Below are 17,138 nucleotides of genomic sequence, written 5' to 3'. Positions count from 1 at the left end.
ATGCACTTCTACAAACCAAGCAGTGCGCGCCGTAGCTGCTACAAAAAAGAGCCCAGCTCCACACCCCATTCACAGGGTGCGGCTGGGCTCATTTTCTGATGAACTAACTCCAGTCCGGAGCGTCTTCTAAGCGCAGCTCGGAATAGCGAGCTTCAGGGACAGTGGCCGAATATGGTTTTCCTACCGTTTCCCATACTTGATCTCGGTTGCAGCGCACATCCTGGCCATCGGTATCCAGCATGGTAAAGCCCCACACCAACTTGCCTTGGGAATTTGCAGGCAAGGTGTATGGCCCAACTACCTGGTTAATCTTCCAGTGTTGTTCGCTTACATAGTTGAATCCGTAGGTCTTAGTCAGGATCTTGGCCAAATCTCCCTCTCCCTGCACGGAGCCGGAAACCTCAACGGTTTCCGTCCGCGCTTTGGATACGGTGTGTTTGACCGGCACCGGCTCAGCATTGTGGTTTGCCACGCTTGCGGCATCGGTTTGCTTGAACCAGCGGCGCTTCGCGGTGACATAGGTTGAGTTCTCCCCCGGCGTTGCGCAATGCGTGCCGGGCTTAAAGTCATCGTTCCAGCGCTGGGGCAGTTCAAAGTCTCCGCCGAAGTCAGAGGCATGGGCTACGGGAACGGCCACCAAGCTCAGCGCTGCGATTGCACTAGCGATGGACTTCACCTTCACGGTTTAACCCCAATCGTTGTTATCACGGGTGGAGACTGCGACGTGGCGTTCCTTGGGCAGAGTTGCGGTAAATTTACCGCCATTGGCTTGCCAGGTGTGGTCGGAACCGCACACGGTCTTTTGACCCTCGAAGTCAGAGACTACCCAACCAGCCTTCAGCACGGCAGTCTTACCCGGGGCGATATCGTATGGGCCCACCTGCTCGCCTACCTCGTAGGTCTGGCTAGAGGTGTAGCTGGAGGAGAAGGTGAAGTGAATCAGATCCAACAGCTTGAAGTCCACACCAGCAGAAACGTTCCAGGTCTTGGACTTGGTTTCTTTGATGGAGCGGGTTACGGGAAGCGGCTCGTCGTTGTAGTTGGAAACGGTCCAGGTGCCGGCGGAACCGTCGAAATAGGTGCGCTTAATATCAATGGTCTGGCCGGTATCGCCAGGATTGGCGCAACGTTCACCAATCGTAGTGGGGTTTGCAGGGCCCAGGTCGCGCTGCGGCAATGCATTGGCGGCTGGGGCAGCGAATACGCCGGCGGCAACGGCTAAAGCCGCGGTGGTGGACGCAATCTTGGAAATGCGCATGAGATGTACTCCTAGCAGGTAGTTAGTAGATGGTTTGGGTGGGTACGGGCAGATCGCGGTATTCGTCAGGGGTGACGTCTACGGTGCGGGTACTGCCGTCTTTGGAAGTGATTGTGGCTTCGGCCCAGAAACCGCTCGGGGCGGTGGTCTGTTTATAGTTCGAGGTGAGGTCGTACTTGCCGGATTTTCCGCAGTGCACTTCGCGATAGTTGATACGGGTCATGGTGGTGCCGTACTCCACGCGAACGCGCTCTCCGGGTGCAAGGTTTACATGTTTGAGTTCAGTACCGACCGGCATGTAGGCACGCTTGATGGCGCCCACGGACTCGAGCCACCCCTGAGGGATATCGCCCCTATTGCCTCGCCAATTGGTATATGGATCGTGCTGGGCACCAACCACGAAGTCCGTTACCGGAGCAAATTCATAGTCGCCCTGAGACCAGTTGAGGAAGTCGGTGGAATAACCGGGCTTGCGGAAGGTTGGCTTCACCGCGGTGATATCCAGCGGATACCAGGAGTTATCGTTGGCTTCGCACTTTTCGCCTTCCTTGGGCCAAGCAGGATCGCGTTGGGGTTCAGCGGCTGGTTGCATGATCTCGTCTTTGTTCGGATCAGCAATCTTTTCCAAGCTGGGGCCGGAAACCGCAGTGTAGCTACCTTCGATGGGCTTAGAATTAGTGCTGCCGGATCGAGACGGAATTTCCATTGCCAGGTCCGATACGGATCCATCGGCCTTGATGATATAGGCAAAGGCATAGCGCTCTGCTGGGCCTTTACCGCGGATGACGTTGGCGCCGGGAATGTTTTCGAGGCGGTCATCATTGCAGCCGACGAACATGGAAATAAAGTCCTTTTCCACCACGCCGTATTCCACGCGGAAGGATTCACCCGGCTTGAGTTTGACGGGCCCGAAGGTTTCTTTATCTCGCCAGCCATTGGCCATTTTTAGGCCAATATCGGATTTGGCGGTGGTGTCCCAACCAGAGGGCAACTTGGCCTTGGAGTTGGCATCAATTTCGTGATTGGTGCCGGTTTCTACCTCTGCGGTGTACGGCACCTCCTGGTCGGTGGTGTTTTTGAATTGCAAGGTTCCGTCGCTCATGTAGCGACGTCCTGTTTCAGCAAACCGCCATTCGCGTTCGGTGTTATCTCCGGCGGCGCTGCAGCTTTTATAGAGGTTGGTAATGGGATATGCCTGTGGCATCGGGGGAATATCGCGCGCATGTGCCGCGGGCGCGAGAAGTATCGCGATGGCAAGCGGCGCGACAAGTCGCAGTCCCTTTGAAATCACCAGAAGACCGTCCTTGTGGTTGTTTAAGGATACGAGAAAAATTCATGAAGACACAGCTGATATTAAGCTCTTCGTTATAGCTCCTCAACAGTTACAGCTATCTCTCTTTATGGCATTTATCGTCGTTAAGGTGGGAAAACGCCCCTTACCGGTAACGAACGCTGCACAACACATTTCACCCTTACCCCCATAAAGGGGAGCTAATATTTCCTAACGCCTGGCAGATACTCCGGTCGCGCTAATGCCGCACCGATAGCGCGCCGCCACCGACACTGTGACGATGCCCAAACCGCACGATTTCCGCATCTTTGGCCTTCCACTAGTAAACTCAGCGCCTATGACTGACCTGAAGACCACCGCTGGCAAGATTGAGGACCTGGACAACAAGCTCGCCGAGTCCCGCGCGCCGTTGGGGGAAGGCGAGCCAGCCGCCCGCACTCGCGTGAATCAGCTGCTCGATGAGGGTTCCTTTGTAGAAACCGATGCACTAGCCCGCCACCGCTCCACCGACTTTGGCCGCGAGCACGATCGCCCGTACACCGATGGCATCGTGACCGGTTACGGCACGATTGATGGGCGTCGCGTGTGCATCTTCAGCCAGGATGCCACCGTCTTTGACGGCACGATGGGTGAGGTTTATGCGGAAAAGCTCACCAAGGTCTATGACCTTGCGCTGAAAACCGGCGTGCCCATCGTCGGCATCTATGATTCCACCGGCCCGCGCGTACAAGAGGGCATCGTCACGCTGGCTGGCTACGCCCGCATCCTCGCCCGCGCGACCGAGGCCTCCGGTCTTATCCCGCAGATCTCCGTGGTGGCCGGGGATACCAGCGGCATTGCGGCATTTGCGCCCACGCTTGCCGATGTCCTCATTGTCACCCACGGCACCAGCCTGCACCAGGCAGCCAGCGACGTGGCCCAAGCGGAACCGGACACCTTTGGCGGTGCCGCAGTCCACGCGCAATCGGGCACCGCGCAGCTCAGCGCCCCAAGCGAGCAAGCAGCCCTCGCCTTGGTCCGCGACGTACTGGCTTACCTGCCGGCTAATAACCGCGCCGAGGCAACGCGCATCGATACGCGCGAGGTCGCCGAGTTTAATCTGGATTCCGTCATCCCGGATTCAGCAGCGGATGCCTATGACATGCGCGAGGTGGTCAACGCGGTCGTCGATAAGGGCTCCTTCTTTGAGCTTTCGGCAGAGGCCGCGCCCAATATCATCACGGGCTTTGCCTTCGTGGATGGCCGCGCTGTGGGCATCGTTGCCAACCAACCGCTGTCCCTCAATGGCGCGCTGGATTCAGCCGCGGTGGAAAAAGCGGCGCGTTTTGTGCGCCTGTGCGATGCCTTCAATACGCCGATCATCGAGTTCGTGGACTCGCCCGGTTTCGTTTCCACGCCGGAGGAAGAAAGGGCCGGTCTTCTGCGTCGGGCGGCGGGGTTTGCGTATGCGCAGGCGGAAGCGAGCGTCGGCAAGCTTACGGTGGTAACCCGCAAGGCCATTGGCCCGGCTTACGCGTTTATGGGCTCTAAGGATCTGGGCGCGGATTTGGTCTATGCCTGGCCGACCGCAGAAATCGCCGTCGCCGAAGCAGCCCAAACCGCGCTGGCCATCTACGGCGATGCGGACAAGCAGGAAGAAATGGACGAGCTCTTCTTGCACCCCTACGCCGCCGCCGAGCGCGGCCTGGCCGATAATGTCATCGAGCCTTCCGCCACCCGCCACTACCTGGTTGAAGGCCTGCGCCTGCTAGAGCGCAAGGTCGTGGCACAAGTACCAAAGAAGCACGGAACTGTTTAGGAAAAGATGTCTGAACCCGAAATCAAAGTCCTGAAGGGAAACCCCACGGAAGAAGAGCGCGCCGCGCTATCGACGGTGCTCAAGCAGATGCAAAAGGACCATTCCGGCGCCTTTGGGGATCGCAACCACTGGGGCAGGCCCGGTGAGCGTTTCGACCACTACGGCGCGCAGCGCGTCTTTAATCCTTCCGCCTTCCACACCGTGCGGTATTACTAATGCGCCTCATTTTGGCCTCACAGTCCCCCTCGCGAGCCTCCATCCTGCGCGGGGCCGGCGTGGAACCGGTGCTCAAGCCCGCCGATATTGACGAGCGCGCCTTGGAAGCCCAATTGGCGGGACGCTCACCTGCCGATACCGTGGCAAAGCTTGCCACCGCCAAGGCCGAGAAGGTAGCCACCCAGTACCCCGACGAGCCAGTTATCGGCGGCGATTCCATGCTGCTATTGGATGACCACTTGCAGGGCAAACCGCACACCATCGACGCCACCATCGAGCGCTGGCACCAACAGGCAGGCCGCACCGCGCAACTGCTTACCGGCCATTGCCTGATTTTTGGCACGCAGCGCCACGTGGAAACCTCCACCACGACCATCCGGTTCGCGGAGGCTTCTGCCACCGATATCGAAGCCTATGCCCGCAGCGGCGAGCCCTTGGAGTGCGCAGGCGCGTTTACCTTGGAGGCCATGGGCGGCTGGTTTATCGATAGCATCGACGGCGATCCTTCTTCTGTCATCGGGCTGTCCCTGCCGGTGGTGCGCCGCGCGCTCTACTCTTTTGGGCTTAACGTTTCTGATTTCTGGTAGGCCCGCACGAGCATCGCTAGAGTGTGTCTTATGGAAATGAAAGACATGCTTGCCCCAGAACCTATAAAGTTGCCCGCCGATCCCGGCACCAAGGACGCGGCCGCACCTGCCACCGGCATCGTAGACCACCCGGATTCCCCGTTGCTGTGGGCCATGCTCGCGGAGCAGGAGCTCGACAAGCTAGAGGGTGCGGATCCCAACGAGTACATCACCGCTTATGCCTACGCCCGCACCGGCTACCACCGCAGTTTGGACCGCCTGCGCGGCAACGGCTGGAAGGGATGGGGCCCAGTCCCCTTCTCCCACGAGCCCAACCAGGGTGTCCTGCGCGCCATTGCCGCCCTCGGACGCGCCGCCAAGGCCATCGGCGAGGACGATGAGTACGACCGCATCCGCCAGATGCTTTCCGATGCCGACCCCGATAGCGTTGCCCAGCTGCTCGACTAAGCCCACACTGCGGCTTATTAGGCCAATATAAAAAGCACATTCTCCCTGTTCAATCCCAGAGGAGAATGTGCTTTTCTTGTAGCTTATGCCTAGTTCAGCCGGTGCAGGATTTCGCGGGTATATTGCGTCGTCCGGATATTTGCGACTGCGAACTCTAAAAAGAGCCTCAAGCCAATGAGCTCGCCAAAGCAGATAAGCGTAACCAAGATGGCGGTGATAATCCCGAACGGACCAAAGAAAACGAATCCTAAAAGTAGGCCCAACAACCACGTGCAGCCAAGGATGATCATGCCGATGACATAAATCGCCGAAGCATAGCCTACGGTGATGAATTTATCGAAGCTGAAGTCCAAGAGGCCGGAGAAGAAGCCATCGGTTGGCGTCTTCGTGCGCGGAGCCTGTGGCGGGAACTGCCCGCTGTTATTCGGATACGCAGTAAATCCTGGCTGCTGCCCATTCGGCGCGTTCCACGCCTGCTGTCCCTGCCAAGAATTGCCCTGTTCTGGATAGGAATGCGGCGGCTGCGCGGGCCCCGGTTGCGCTGGACCCGGTTGCTGCGAGTACTCGGGGTGCTGATAAGCCGCCTGTTCCTGGCCCGATTGCGGGTGCTGCTCTTGGCTGCTTTGCGAGCCTTGTTCCTGGCCAGCCTGCGGGGTGCCATGGGAACCGAAAGCTCGCGCGTCATTGTCCGCAAAAGCACCGAAATCCTCGGTAGTGTCATTGCGCGGACCCTCAGAGAAATCACGGGCAACGAAGCCCCTCGAGAATTCCTCGTTGTCGTTAGTGGTGTTGTCGCTATGATCAGCCATAATCGCAGCCCATATTCCTAGGTCTAGGGAGAAACAGAACGATCTGACTATAGACCTTTTCAGCGCGTGGCGCGGTGTAAACATGATTAAAATTCGCTGCCCCGATTAATCTTCGAGAGCTGCTGGGTGCGCTCCTTAAGTAATGCAGCGGGAAAACTTGTAGAATCGCGGCTCCAAGTAAAAGCACTATTATGTTTAATGCTTTCCCGCCCCCACTTGGCTGTTTTATTGTATGGAATACCACACTACGGCCTCCCAAGTGATCAATTTGGCATTCATCGGGTTAGAGTGGTGGGAGCGAATCATCCCGTTTTATTAGAAAGGCAGGCGGGCAGTGGCAGAAGTAGACCCCTATCCCCCATTCCAGCAATATGCGCACCCAGAGCGGCTTGTCTCCGCTCCGTGGCTGTCTGCGCGCCTGGGCGTTAAAGGGCTGCGCGTCATCGAGGTCGATGAAGACTCCCTTTTGTACGATATCGGGCACATTCCCACGGCCACGCGGATTAATTTCCGCACCGAGCTGTTGAGCTCGCTGACGCGCGACTTTATCAGCGGCGAGGAATTTACCCGCTTGATGCGGGAAAAGGGCATCCACGAAGACGATACCGTTGTTTTGTATGGCGATAAGTCCAATTGGTGGGCGGCCTATGCGCTGTGGGTATTTACCCTCTTTGGACACAAGGATGTTCGCCTTCTCGATGGCGGGCGCGATGCGTGGATGTCAGAAGAACGCGATACCTCCTTCATGGTCCCGGAATTCCCGGAGTCGGATTATCCCGAGGTAACCCGGGACGATTCCGTCCTGCGCGCCTTTGTTTCCGATGTCCGCGAGGCAACTGGTTCCCTGGTTGATACCCGCCCGCCGGAGGAATTCGCGGGTGAGGCGACGGAGTTCGACCCGAATGGAAACTCGCCGTATGGCACGACCATGTGCCACGGCCACATTCCGGGTGCGATCAACTTGGAGTGGGACCGCGCAACCTACCCCAATTCTTGCTTCCGCAACATTGATGACCTCAAGGTCAACTACGGCATGCTGGAGCCGGATACCCCCACCATTTTGTATTCCCACGTGGGCGCGCAGGCCGCGTTTACGTGGTTCGTGCTGACCTACCTTTTGGGCTTTAAAAAGGCGCAGGTCTACGATGGATCATGGTCTGAGTGGGGCAACATGGTCAATATGCCGATTGAAAAGTAGATTTTCGTCCGGTCATTAATTACCCACATCGTGACGATGTGGGTTTATTTTTGTTTAAACGTAACAATTATTGCCAAACGGACGAATTAATATTTTGGTGTGCAACAATAGATCCCGTAGTAAACGAAGTGTATTCAGGAGGTTACTGCCGTGGCAGTAGAAACCAAGAAGATCTCCAAGGTTCTCGTAGCGAACCGAGGTGAGATCGCCGTACGCGTTATTCGTGCTGCTCGCGATGCCGGGATCTCCTCAGTCGCCGTTTATGCCGAGCCGGACGCGCAGGCACCATTCGTCACGCTGGCAGATGAAGCTTTTGCCCTCGGCGGTTCTACCTCTGCGGATTCTTATCTTGTCTTTGACAAGATTCTGGATGCCGCCCACAAATCCGGCGCGGATGCCATCCACCCCGGCTATGGTTTCTTGTCCGAGAATGCCGATTTTGCCCAGGCGGTTATCGATGCCGGACTGACCTGGATTGGACCGCCTCCCCAATCCATCCGCGCGTTGGGCGATAAGGTCACCGCCCGCCACATCGCCGAGCGGGCCGAAGCCCCCATGGCCCCCGGCACCAAGGACCCGGTAGCCAACGCAGACGAGGTCAAAGCCTTCGCGGATGAGCACGGCTTGCCCGTAGCCATCAAGGCGGCATTTGGTGGCGGCGGCCGCGGCATGAAGGTGGCACACACCACTGAAGAGATTCCGGAGCTTTTTGAATCCGCTACCCGCGAGGCCACCACTGCCTTTGGCCGCGGCGAGTGCTTTGTCGAACGCTACCTCGATAAGGCCCGCCACGTTGAGGCCCAGGTCTTGGCGGATAAGCACGGCAATGTTGTGGTCGTCGGCACGCGTGATTGCTCCCTGCAGCGCCGCTTCCAAAAGCTCGTAGAGGAGGCACCGGCGCCTTTCCTAAGCGACGAGCAGCGCGCCTCCATCCACGAATCCGCCAAGCGCATTTGCCGTGAGGCTGACTACTGTGGCGCCGGCACCGTGGAGTATTTGGTCGGTGCCGATGGCCTGATTTCCTTCCTCGAGGTCAATACCCGCCTGCAGGTAGAGCACCCCGTTTCTGAGGAAACTACCGGGCTGGACCTCGTGCGCGAGCAATTCCGGATTGCACAGGGCGAAGAGCTTTCGCTAAGCGAGGACCCAACGCCGCGCGGGCACGCCTTTGAGTTCCGCATCAACGGCGAAGACGCCGCGGCCGGTTTTATGCCTGCCCCTGGCACCATCGTCAAGTACTCCGAGCCGGCCGGCCCAGGAGTGCGCGTGGATTCGGGCGTCATCGAGGGCTCCGTCATCGGCGGGCAATTCGATTCCATGCTGGCCAAGCTCATTGTCTGGGGTCCGGACCGCGAAACCGCCCTGCGGCGCTCTGCCCGCGCCCTGTCTGAATACCAGGTTGAGGGCCTGCCCACCGTGCTGCCCTTTGACAGGGCCATCGTCGCCGATCCCGCCTTTACCGCGGAAAATGGTTCCTTCGATGTCTACACCAAGTGGATTGAGGAGGCCTGGGATAACCAGCTGCCGCCGCACGATGATTCCACCGATGCGGAAGCCGGCGCGCCCGAGGCCTCCCAGGTTCACACCGTGGAAATCGATGGCCGCCGCATCGAGGTGGCCTTGCCCGCCACCTTTGGCATTACTGGCGCGCGCAAGCGGAAAAAGCGCAAGGGTGCCGGCGCCAAGGCCGCAGTGTCCGGCGATGCCGTGACCGCACCGATGCAGGGAACAGTCATCAAGGTCAACGTAGAAGAGGGCCAAGAGGTAGAAGAGGGCGATATCGTCCTGGTCCTTGAGGCAATGAAGATGGAAAACCCCGTCAAGGCCCACAAGTCCGGCACCGTGACCGGCTTGGCGGTCGAGGCCGGCTCGTCCACCACCAAGGGCGCGCAGCTGCTGGAAATTAAGTAGCCGCGCCAGCTAGCCTGGTAGAATGACTGATTCTTCTCTTGGTGTTCGCTTGGCCAAGGAAAAGGACCGCGACTACCTTGCGGGCCTCTTCCCCTCCCATATCGCAGACTGGTCCCCCATCGTTGATGGCGGCGTCATCGCCTTGCCCCTTGCCGCCAATGAGGATCCAACTGTAGAGCCCGTGGGGGCCGCGCTCCTGCGCTACTACCCCGCCGCCACCAAGGGCCCAGCCTTCCTTGGGGACTCGGGCGCTGACCCGCTTGACGATGCCACCTGGCTCACCCCCTTCGATCCCGAGGACATCCCCGAGCTCATCGTCGCCACGAATGGCACCGACGACGAGGCTTCCCGCGCCCACGACCTGCTCGTTGCCAACGCTACAGACCTCGCGGCCGAGCAAACCGCCCCCGGCATCGCGTCCGCCACGCCACTACCGGGGTTCGAGGAGCTCACCCAGGGTAAGTTCTTCCGCCGCTTCTAATCTGGCGTCTGTCTCTTGCAGGCCTCCGGTTCCTGCAAGAGATGAATTTTAGCTAGGGCTCTTGTGTTCTGCACCACAGCTGCTATTGTTGAAAGCTATGAAGATTTCCGCCTAATACGACGTCCCTTGCACACTCGTTCTTTAAAGGTGGATTCTTCATGCCGATTTCTCTTTCTCAACTCAGCCTGTCCTGGCCAGACAGCACGCCCTGCTTTTCTCAACTTTCCGCAACAATCCCTGACTCGGTTACTGGGATGATTGGCGATAATGGATCCGGAAAATCAACCCTTGCTAAGGTCCTGTCCCACCAGATCGCACCATCCTCGGGCACATTCTCGGCACCAGAAGTCACGTACCTAGACCAAGATCTTGGTCTACATGACTCTTTAACCATCGCCGACGTTTTTGGCGCAGCGGAAACGATTGCCGCGCTCCACGCACTAGAAGCGGGAAATTACTCCGAGGAGCTGCTGAAGATTATTGGCACCGACTGGGATATCGAAGACAGGATTCATGCGTGCCTTCATAATGCTGGCATCCCCTACCCACTAGATCGCACCATCGGCACGATTTCCGGGGGCGAAGCGGTGACCATCGCGTTAAACGCCGCGTTTTTTGATCACCCGGACTTTGTCATCCTCGATGAGCCAACCAATAACCTTGACGCGGAAGGAAAGTCCAAGGTCACCGAGCTTATTTCCAGTTCTTCTACGCCCATGCTCGTCATCTCCCATGACCTAGACCTGCTCTCCCATGTCGAGTACATTGCAGAGCTCTACGCGGGAGATTTGAGATTATTTTCCGGAAATTATCACGCTTACCGGGAGGCGATAGACAACGAACAGCGCGTTGCTGAAGCAGAAACTCGCGAGGCCAAAGCCGAACACCGCAAGCAAGTGCGCGAGCGCGAGGCAATGCAGGTGCGCATTTCCAGGGATAAGCGCCGCGGCAAAGCCTTTTCCCACAACAACCGGAAACCCGGGCTAGCAATGGGAAACGACAAGAATCGCTCCCAAAATACCGCGGCTAAGCGCTCAGCTCAGGCATCAGGGTCAGTGAAGGAAGCATTTGACGCCTATCAAGCTGCACAAAATAAGATCCGCCCAGACGAACACGTCCACCTCGACCTCCCGGGCACTCAGTTGCCCAATGGCACACGTGTGCTCACCAGCAGCATCGTGGACTTAACCGGCCCTGAACATGTACGCCTTATGGGACCAAATGGCAGCGGGAAAACCACATTTCTTAATAAGGTTGTGCGCGGTGACGTTGAGTACAGCTTGGACTGTGGATATTTGCGGCAGAAAATCACCTTGCCAGAAGATCGCACTCTTTTAGAGATGGTCACGGAGGCCAATCCCACTGCTCACCCACAATTTCTCCGCGATCAACTGGCACAGCTACTATTTCGCGATGACCAAGTGCACCGCCGCACCGGCCAGCTATCCGGCGGCGAACGCTTCCGCGCGGAATTTGCCCGGGTGCTTTTGGCCGAGCCCAGCCCTCAATTCCTCTTGCTTGATGAGCCCACCAATAATTTGGATATCACCACCATAAAGTGGCTCGTGCAGATTCTTGAGTCCTACGAGGGCGCATACTTGTTGGTCAGCCACGATGAGGGTTTCTGCAAGGAACTCAACTTAACCTCGCAGGTTCATATCTAGGTATCTTAGCCTCCATTCTGTATTACTTTTACTGACACAGATTGTGCTACTATTAGTAGTACAAAAAATAGTGGAAGGAGGTAGCTCATGCTCATCACTCTCAACCCTGACACGGATGTGCCGGTCTTCCAGCAAATTCACGATGAACTCGTGTTGGCCATCGCCCGCGGGCAACTGCTTGCTGGCGAAAAGCTCGATCCCGTGCGCCATGTCGCCGCGGATATTGGCATCAACCCAGCCACCGTGAAACACGCCTATGACCTGCTCGTGGCTGATGGCCTCGTCGAAACTGCGGGCCGGTCGGGGTCAATCGTTCGACTCGGCGCGCACACCGCGGCGCAAGAACAGCAGGTACGGCAACGCCTTCACCGCGTGGCGGCGCTTGCCCGCGCCCAGGGCTTTTCCACCGATGAGCTCCACGGCTATCTCGACTCCACACTGAAGGAGCTATCATGATTCTCACCATCCTCATGGCCGCCACTACGCTGGCCATAACGTGGATAATGACCACAATCCCGGCGCTGGCGGCACAAGGTGCCCCGCTCGGCGTTCGCGTTCCCCAAAGCCACCTTTCTGATCCGGTTGTGGTCGACGCAATTTCCGGTTTCAAAACCCGGACGTGGATTGTGGGCATCGCCGCGACGGTTATCTCGCTTTTCTACGTTAACCATTCATGGGTGGCGGCCTTGTCTTCCCTGTTGGTCATTATCGGCAGCACGTGGGCCTATCTCTCGCAGCGCCGCCACATCATCGCGGCTAAGAAGGACGGTGGCTGGTTCGACGGGGTAGAAACCGCGGTCAGTGCCCGAGTAGCGGGGCGAGACGCCGACGCTGTGCAGGATATTGATGTACCAACCCCATCTTTTCCCTGGCTCACCATGCTAGGTTCCTTGTTGGTCATCATCGCCGGCGCGCTCATCGTCGCTGCCCACTGGTCCGATATCCCCGATCCCGTCCCAGTACACTGGGATGACTCTATGGAGCCCGATAGCTGGAGCGATAAATCCATCGGCAGCGTCTTTTTCATCACGTTCATCACGCTGGGAGTATGGCTGCTTTTCGCCGGCATCTGCTGGCTTATCCAACGCACCGCGGTTCAGCCACGCTCGGAGCGCTCCATCAAGGCGCGGCTACGGAATCAAGCAAACCTTGCAGCCTCCAACGAAGCGATGGGCACCCTGCTGCTTCTCATGTCTCTCGGGCTGTCGTTTATACAGATCACCAGCCCAGTACCCGGCTACCAGGACCTGGCTGGGCTCTCCTTTATCACCATGGTGGTGATGACCATTAGCGGCACCATAGCCATCGTGGCGATGATCCTGCGCGCCCAATCGCAGCTCGAGGAACAGCTGCGCGGGGTGAAATTTCCGGATAGCGACAAAGAATCCCCCGATAATGACGAGCATTATAAGTGGGGGATCCTGTACTACAATCCCGATGACCCAGCGGTGCTGGTGGACAAGCGCCTAGGCGTCGGAGTGTCCTTCAACTACGCCACGTGGCAGGCGAAGGTCTTCCTCGCCGTCATGGCGATCATCATCATCGGGTCGATTGCGCTTCCGTTAATTCTGATTTAACCAATGCGGTCCAGGATGATCTGGCGCTCCTTATCCAGCGGGGCGTCCGTAATCTTAAAGCTCTGCTGCAAAGTCTCGAGGGAACGCTCGAAGCGCTCCGGAGTCTCCGTGTGCAGGGTGAAAAGCTTTTGACCCTTAGATACCTTCTCACCCTTGACTGCGTGCAATTCGATGCCCGCGGTCGCCTGTACTGGGTCTTCCTTCCGCGCGCGGCCCGCGCCCAAGCGCCAGGAGCTTACACCGACGGACAGGGCATCGAGTTCGGTCAGGTAGCCATCGGATTCAACAATGACATCGTGGGTATGCGTCGCCACAGGAAGCTTGGCGTCTGGGTCGCCGCCCTGTGCCTTAATCATTTGCTTCCACTTGTCCATAGCGCGGCCATCCTTGAGCGCCTTTTCCACGTCGGCATCGTGCACGCCAGCTGCTTCCAGCATCTCGCGCGCAAGTGCCAGGGTCAGCTCGACGACATCGCTTGGCCCGCCGCCGGCTAGGACCTCGACGGATTCTTCAACTTCGAGCGCGTTGCCCACCTTGCGGCCCAAAGGGGTGGACATATCCGTTAACAGTGCAGTGGTGGCGGTGCCGGCATCATTGCCCAAGTCCACCATGGTCTGCGCCAGCTCGCGGGCCAAGGTCTCATCCTTCATAAAGGCGCCGGAGCCCACTTTGACATCGAGGACCAGCGACGAGGTACCTTCCGCGATCTTCTTCGACATGATGGAGGAAGCAATAAGCGGAATGGCCTCAACGGTGGAGGTGATATCGCGCAGGGCATAGATCTTCTTGTCCGCGGGCGCTAGTCCAGAGCCTGCCGCGCAGATGATGCAGCCCGGATCCTCCAGGATTTCCATCAATCGCTCATTGGAAATATCCGCCTGCCAGCCCGGGATGGCTTCCAGCTTGTCCAGGGTGCCACCGGTGTGGCCCAAGCCGCGGCCAGAAAGCTGCGGGACCGCCACGCCAAAGGCGGCAACGAGAGGCGCGAGCGGCAGCGTGATCTTATCGCCAACGCCACCGGTGGAGTGCTTGTCCGCGGTCTTCTTGGACAAGGACTCAAAGCTCATCGTCTCACCGGAGGCAATCATCGCCTTAGTCCACTGCGAGATTTCCTCGCGGTTCATGCCGTTGAGGAAAATCGCCATGTTGAGTGCGGTCATCTGCTCATCGCCCACGACCCCGCGCGTATAGGCATCGATGACCCAATCGATTTCCTCCGGGCTAAATACCCCCTTGTCGCGCTTGGTACGAATAACATCTACCGCATCGAATTTCTCAGCCATGACGACTCCTCCTGTAATGATTTGGACACCGAAACATACAAGCACATGATGTGATTTACCACACTATATATAGTGGTTGTACACTCCACCACGTCCAATTATCATTCCCTATAGAACAGATGTCAATGAGTGTTTTTCTTTTTGTTCTAATAGAGGATTAACCCAATCTCTCTTCCCCCGTAGAAAGAAAGTCCATACCGCAATGAACGCCACCCCGGATTCGCCCCCCTACCGATGCCGAATTGCTCAGCCTCGCAGAAGAAGCAGCCCACCACGCCTGGGCGCCTTATTCCTCTTTCCCAGTCGGTGCGGCTTTGCTGCTTGCCGATGGCCGCATTGTCACCGGCTCCAATGTCGAAAACGCCTCCAGCCCGCTAGGCATTTGCGCCGAGCGCAATGCCGCCGCCCACGTGGTCACCACCGCCGACGTGACGGCTACCGATGGCCACTTGCCCAGCATTCCGCAGATTAAAGCCGTCGCTATTATCGGCTTAAAGTCTGCACCTTGCTACCCTTGTGGCGCCTGCCGCCAGGTCCTGCGGGAGTTTAACTGCGAGCGCGTCATCGTTTCCGTAGATGGAAAGCCCCGTAGCCATGACTTTGCCGAGATCCTCCCCCATTCCTTTGGCCCAGAGTCACTCTAACTAAAAAGTCCCTTCAAAGAACGGTCAGAAAATATGGAACGCTTACAAGGATTGCTCGGCATCATTGCCATTCTTGCAGTGATCTACGTCCTGTCGAGCTCGCGTAAAAATATCAAGTGGCGCACCATTGGTGTGGGCCTTGTCCTGCAGGTGGTCTTCTGTTTCTTAGTCCTCGCGTGGGATCCTGGATTCAAAGCCCTCAAGGGCATCGCCAATGGGCTGACAAAGCTCACGGAATTTACCAACGAGGGCACCCAATTCGTCTTCGGTGGACTCTTCGGTGACGACTTCGTCTTTGCCCTCAATGTACTGCCCGTGATCATCTTCTTGGGTGCCATCATCGCCGCCCTGTACTACCTCCGGGTTATCCAGTACTTCGTGGAATACGTCGGCTCCGCCATCAAGTGGCTCATGGGCACCTCCAAGGTGGAATCCGTCTGGGCCACCACCGTGATCTTCCTCGGGCAATCCGAGGCCCCACTGGTGATTAAACCCTACCTTCCCAAGCTCACCCGATCCGAGCTTTATACCTGTATGGTCGGCGGCTTTGCCTCCGTGGCCGGATCCACGTTGATCGGCTACTCCCTCTTGGGCGCGCCCCTGGAGTACTTGCTCGCCGCATCGCTCATGAATGCGCCGGGCTCCCTGCTCGTCGCCAAGGGCCTCATGCCAGAGACGGAAGAGACGAACCTCGACGCCACCGTGAAAGACGTCCGCGATACCGAATCTAAAAACATCATCGACGCCATCAGTAGCGGTGCCTTGGCCGGCGGAAAAATCGCTATCTCGGTTGCCTGCTTGCTCATCGCCTTCATCGCGACGGTTGTGATGCTCTCTGCCATCCTCGGTGGCATCGGTTCTCTCTTCGGCCAAGATAACTGGTCGCTCGAAGGCCTCTTCGGCATCATCTTCGCCCCCGTGGCTTGGCTTATCGGTACGCCGTGGAACGAGGCCCTCGAGGTGGGTAACTTCATCGGCCAAAAGACCATCCTCAACGAGTTCGTTGGCTACACCGCTTTTGGTGAAAGCGTCGATGAGCTCAGCGATAAGGCCATCTTGATCTCCTCCTTCGCCCTCGCTGGCTTTGCCAACCTGTCCTCCATTGGTATTCAGATTGGCTCTATCGGCGGCCTCATTCCGGAGCGCCGCGGTGAAGTGGCCAAGCTTGGCCCACGCGCGCTCTTCGGTGGCTTCCTCACCAACATGCTCAACGCCGCCATCGTCGGCGTCATCGTGGCACCAATGGTTCTCTAGCCTGGCGCGCTACCCTTCAAACATTGAAATCCCCTCCTAGCTGGAAATTCTGAACTGCTCCCCATTAGTTGGACTGAGAAATCAGTTACCGACTAGTGGGGAGTAGTTTTCTTTGAGAGCACGAAGTTCGTTGAGCGAATATCAGCGCGAGCAGTTGGTGGAGTGTTTCGAGCAGGGCATGGGGTGTAAAGCAGCTGCCAATGCTCTCGGGGTCTCCAGACACGCCGTGCGGAGTCTCTACCGTCGGTTTGTGCTGCGTGGCAGGCTATGTCTTGTGGAGAAACCGACTAAGCAGCATTACCCCTTCGAGGTGAAGAAGGAAGTTGTCGAGCGCTACCTTGCCGGCGAGACAAGAATGGATCTTGCCCGCGAGTTTGGACTGTCGTCAGACCAGCTCGTCAAAGACTGGGCGTGGAAATGGCGCAAAGACGGCGTTGAGGCGTTGAAACCGAAATCGAAGGGCAGGCCTAAAGGCTCGGCCGCACCGAAGCGGCTTACAGAAGAAGACAAGCTGCGCCGCCAGATCGCGCGGTTGGAAGCTGAAAACGCTTATCTAAAAAAATTGCGGGACTTGAGGAATCAGGGACACGCCTGAAAGTTCAGGCGATCGTCATCCTCAAGTCTCACCACCGCTTAGAGTACCTCCTAGAGGCAGCAGGTATCCCACGGTCGACATTTTTCTATCACCAGAAACGACTCAGCGAGCCAGATAAGCACGCT

The 17,138-nt window shown here is 57.7% G+C and carries 17 protein-coding genes and 1 pseudogene; 13 read left to right on the top strand and 5 right to left on the bottom strand.

Features of this window, described 5'->3' with window-relative positions; genetic code table 11:
- Positions 1–103: 103 nt before the first annotated feature.
- The 3 genes from QP891_RS04705 to QP891_RS04695 are packed head-to-tail and all read right to left on the bottom strand — an operon-like array spanning position 104 to position 2,549.
- Positions 104–682: a hypothetical protein gene (locus QP891_RS04705; RefSeq protein ID WP_284770081.1), complete on the bottom strand. Its 579-nt coding sequence runs from the start codon at positions 680–682 to the stop codon at positions 104–106.
- Positions 683–685: 3 nt separating this feature from the next.
- Positions 686–1,258 (bottom strand): hypothetical protein, encoded by a 573-nt coding sequence (locus QP891_RS04700; RefSeq protein ID WP_284770082.1) that lies wholly within the window; start codon positions 1,256–1,258, stop codon positions 686–688.
- Between the two features lie 22 nt (positions 1,259–1,280).
- The gene (locus tag QP891_RS04695) at positions 1,281–2,549 is read right to left on the bottom strand and encodes a hypothetical protein (RefSeq protein WP_284770083.1); all 1,269 of its coding nucleotides are present in this window, start codon (positions 2,547–2,549) and stop codon (positions 1,281–1,283) included.
- 337 nt (positions 2,550–2,886) lie between these two features.
- On the opposite strand from QP891_RS04695, the gene QP891_RS04690 reads away from it, so the two are divergent.
- The 4 genes from QP891_RS04690 to QP891_RS04675 are packed head-to-tail and all read left to right on the top strand — an operon-like array spanning position 2,887 to position 5,597.
- Positions 2,887–4,347, top strand: a complete 1,461-nt coding sequence (locus QP891_RS04690) for an acyl-CoA carboxylase subunit beta (protein ID WP_284770084.1) — start codon at positions 2,887–2,889, stop codon at positions 4,345–4,347.
- Between the two features lie 6 nt (positions 4,348–4,353).
- Entirely contained in the window at positions 4,354–4,563 is a 210-nt protein-coding gene (locus QP891_RS04685) for an acyl-CoA carboxylase subunit epsilon (RefSeq protein ID WP_284628984.1), read from the top strand.
- Entirely contained in the window at positions 4,563–5,150 is a 588-nt protein-coding gene (locus QP891_RS04680; protein ID WP_284770085.1) for a Maf family protein, read from the top strand. The genes QP891_RS04685 and QP891_RS04680 overlap by 1 nt, the downstream gene beginning before the upstream one ends.
- A gap of 30 nt (positions 5,151–5,180) precedes the next feature.
- Entirely contained in the window at positions 5,181–5,597 is a 417-nt protein-coding gene (locus tag QP891_RS04675) for a DUF3151 domain-containing protein (RefSeq protein ID WP_284770086.1), read from the top strand.
- An 89-nt stretch (positions 5,598–5,686) separates the two neighbouring features.
- On the opposite strand, the gene QP891_RS04670 is transcribed toward QP891_RS04675, so the two are convergent.
- Positions 5,687–6,406, bottom strand: a complete 720-nt coding sequence (locus QP891_RS04670; RefSeq protein ID WP_284770087.1) for a DUF4282 domain-containing protein — start codon at positions 6,404–6,406, stop codon at positions 5,687–5,689.
- 334 nt (positions 6,407–6,740) lie between these two features.
- On the opposite strand from QP891_RS04670, the gene QP891_RS04665 reads away from it, so the two are divergent.
- From QP891_RS04665 to QP891_RS04640, 6 genes are all read left to right on the top strand, one after another.
- Complete coding sequence (locus QP891_RS04665) at positions 6,741–7,604, top strand: sulfurtransferase (protein ID WP_284770088.1); 864 nt, start codon at positions 6,741–6,743, stop codon at positions 7,602–7,604.
- A 150-nt stretch (positions 7,605–7,754) separates the two neighbouring features.
- Positions 7,755–9,515 carry an acetyl-CoA carboxylase biotin carboxylase subunit gene (locus tag QP891_RS04660; protein WP_284770089.1) on the top strand — a complete coding sequence of 587 codons (1,761 nt, stop codon included), beginning with the start codon at positions 7,755–7,757 and terminating at the stop codon, positions 9,513–9,515.
- A gap of 22 nt (positions 9,516–9,537) precedes the next feature.
- Complete coding sequence (locus QP891_RS04655) at positions 9,538–9,996, top strand: hypothetical protein (protein ID WP_284770090.1); 459 nt, start codon at positions 9,538–9,540, stop codon at positions 9,994–9,996.
- 158 nt (positions 9,997–10,154) lie between these two features.
- Positions 10,155–11,660 carry an ATP-binding cassette domain-containing protein gene (locus QP891_RS04650; protein ID WP_284770091.1) on the top strand — a complete coding sequence of 502 codons (1,506 nt, stop codon included), beginning with the start codon at positions 10,155–10,157 and terminating at the stop codon, positions 11,658–11,660.
- 87 nt (positions 11,661–11,747) lie between these two features.
- Positions 11,748–12,116 carry a GntR family transcriptional regulator gene (locus tag QP891_RS04645; protein ID WP_284770092.1) on the top strand — a complete coding sequence of 123 codons (369 nt, stop codon included), beginning with the start codon at positions 11,748–11,750 and terminating at the stop codon, positions 12,114–12,116.
- Complete coding sequence (locus QP891_RS04640) at positions 12,113–13,237, top strand: DUF1648 domain-containing protein (protein WP_284770093.1); 1,125 nt, start codon at positions 12,113–12,115, stop codon at positions 13,235–13,237. The genes QP891_RS04645 and QP891_RS04640 overlap by 4 nt, the downstream gene beginning before the upstream one ends.
- Here the strand turns inward: QP891_RS04640 and QP891_RS04635 are convergent.
- The gene (locus QP891_RS04635; RefSeq protein WP_284770094.1) at positions 13,234–14,520 is read right to left on the bottom strand and encodes a thymidine phosphorylase; all 1,287 of its coding nucleotides are present in this window, start codon (positions 14,518–14,520) and stop codon (positions 13,234–13,236) included. The two genes, QP891_RS04640 and QP891_RS04635, sit on opposite strands and share 4 nt — an antisense overlap.
- Before the next feature lie 242 nt (positions 14,521–14,762).
- Between QP891_RS04635 and QP891_RS04630 the strand changes: the two genes are divergently transcribed.
- The 3 genes and pseudogenes from QP891_RS04630 to QP891_RS04620 form a co-directional block, all read left to right on the top strand.
- Positions 14,763–15,164, top strand: coding sequence for a cytidine deaminase (locus QP891_RS04630; protein ID WP_284770095.1), 402 nt, complete (start codon positions 14,763–14,765; stop codon positions 15,162–15,164).
- A 33-nt stretch (positions 15,165–15,197) separates the two neighbouring features.
- On the top strand, positions 15,198–16,418 hold the full coding sequence (locus QP891_RS04625; RefSeq protein ID WP_284770096.1) for a NupC/NupG family nucleoside CNT transporter: 1,221 nt from the start codon (positions 15,198–15,200) through the stop codon (positions 16,416–16,418).
- Positions 16,419–16,530: 112 nt separating this feature from the next.
- Positions 16,531–17,138, top strand: a pseudogene (locus QP891_RS04620) (transposase); the annotation flags it as partial.

The sequence above is a fragment of the Corynebacterium sp. MSK310 genome (assembly GCF_030227355.1).
Classification (GTDB): domain Bacteria; phylum Actinomycetota; class Actinomycetes; order Mycobacteriales; family Mycobacteriaceae; genus Corynebacterium; species Corynebacterium rhinophilum.
This window is presented reverse-complemented; position numbering and strand designations above follow the sequence as displayed.

What these genes read in the sequence shown, in the direction of transcription:
- QP891_RS04700 (WP_284770082.1), bottom strand. Translation starts at nt 1,258, where the DNA reads ATGCGCATTTCCAAGATTGCGTCCACCACCGCGGCTTTAGCCGTTGCC.
- QP891_RS04690 (WP_284770084.1), top strand. Translation starts at nt 2,887, where the DNA reads ATGACTGACCTGAAGACCACCGCTGGCAAGATTGAGGACCTGGACAAC.
- QP891_RS04685 (WP_284628984.1), top strand. Translation starts at nt 4,354, where the DNA reads ATGTCTGAACCCGAAATCAAAGTCCTGAAGGGAAACCCCACGGAAGAA.
- QP891_RS04680 (WP_284770085.1), top strand. Translation starts at nt 4,563, where the DNA reads ATGCGCCTCATTTTGGCCTCACAGTCCCCCTCGCGAGCCTCCATCCTG.
- QP891_RS04675 (WP_284770086.1), top strand. Translation starts at nt 5,181, where the DNA reads ATGGAAATGAAAGACATGCTTGCCCCAGAACCTATAAAGTTGCCCGCC.
- QP891_RS04670 (WP_284770087.1), bottom strand. Translation starts at nt 6,406, where the DNA reads ATGGCTGATCATAGCGACAACACCACTAACGACAACGAGGAATTCTCG.
- QP891_RS04655 (WP_284770090.1), top strand. Translation starts at nt 9,538, where the DNA reads ATGACTGATTCTTCTCTTGGTGTTCGCTTGGCCAAGGAAAAGGACCGC.
- QP891_RS04650 (WP_284770091.1), top strand. Translation starts at nt 10,155, where the DNA reads ATGCCGATTTCTCTTTCTCAACTCAGCCTGTCCTGGCCAGACAGCACG.
- QP891_RS04645 (WP_284770092.1), top strand. Translation starts at nt 11,748, where the DNA reads ATGCTCATCACTCTCAACCCTGACACGGATGTGCCGGTCTTCCAGCAA.
- QP891_RS04640 (WP_284770093.1), top strand. Translation starts at nt 12,113, where the DNA reads ATGATTCTCACCATCCTCATGGCCGCCACTACGCTGGCCATAACGTGG.
- QP891_RS04635 (WP_284770094.1), bottom strand. Translation starts at nt 14,520, where the DNA reads ATGGCTGAGAAATTCGATGCGGTAGATGTTATTCGTACCAAGCGCGAC.
- QP891_RS04625 (WP_284770096.1), top strand. Translation starts at nt 15,198, where the DNA reads ATGGAACGCTTACAAGGATTGCTCGGCATCATTGCCATTCTTGCAGTG.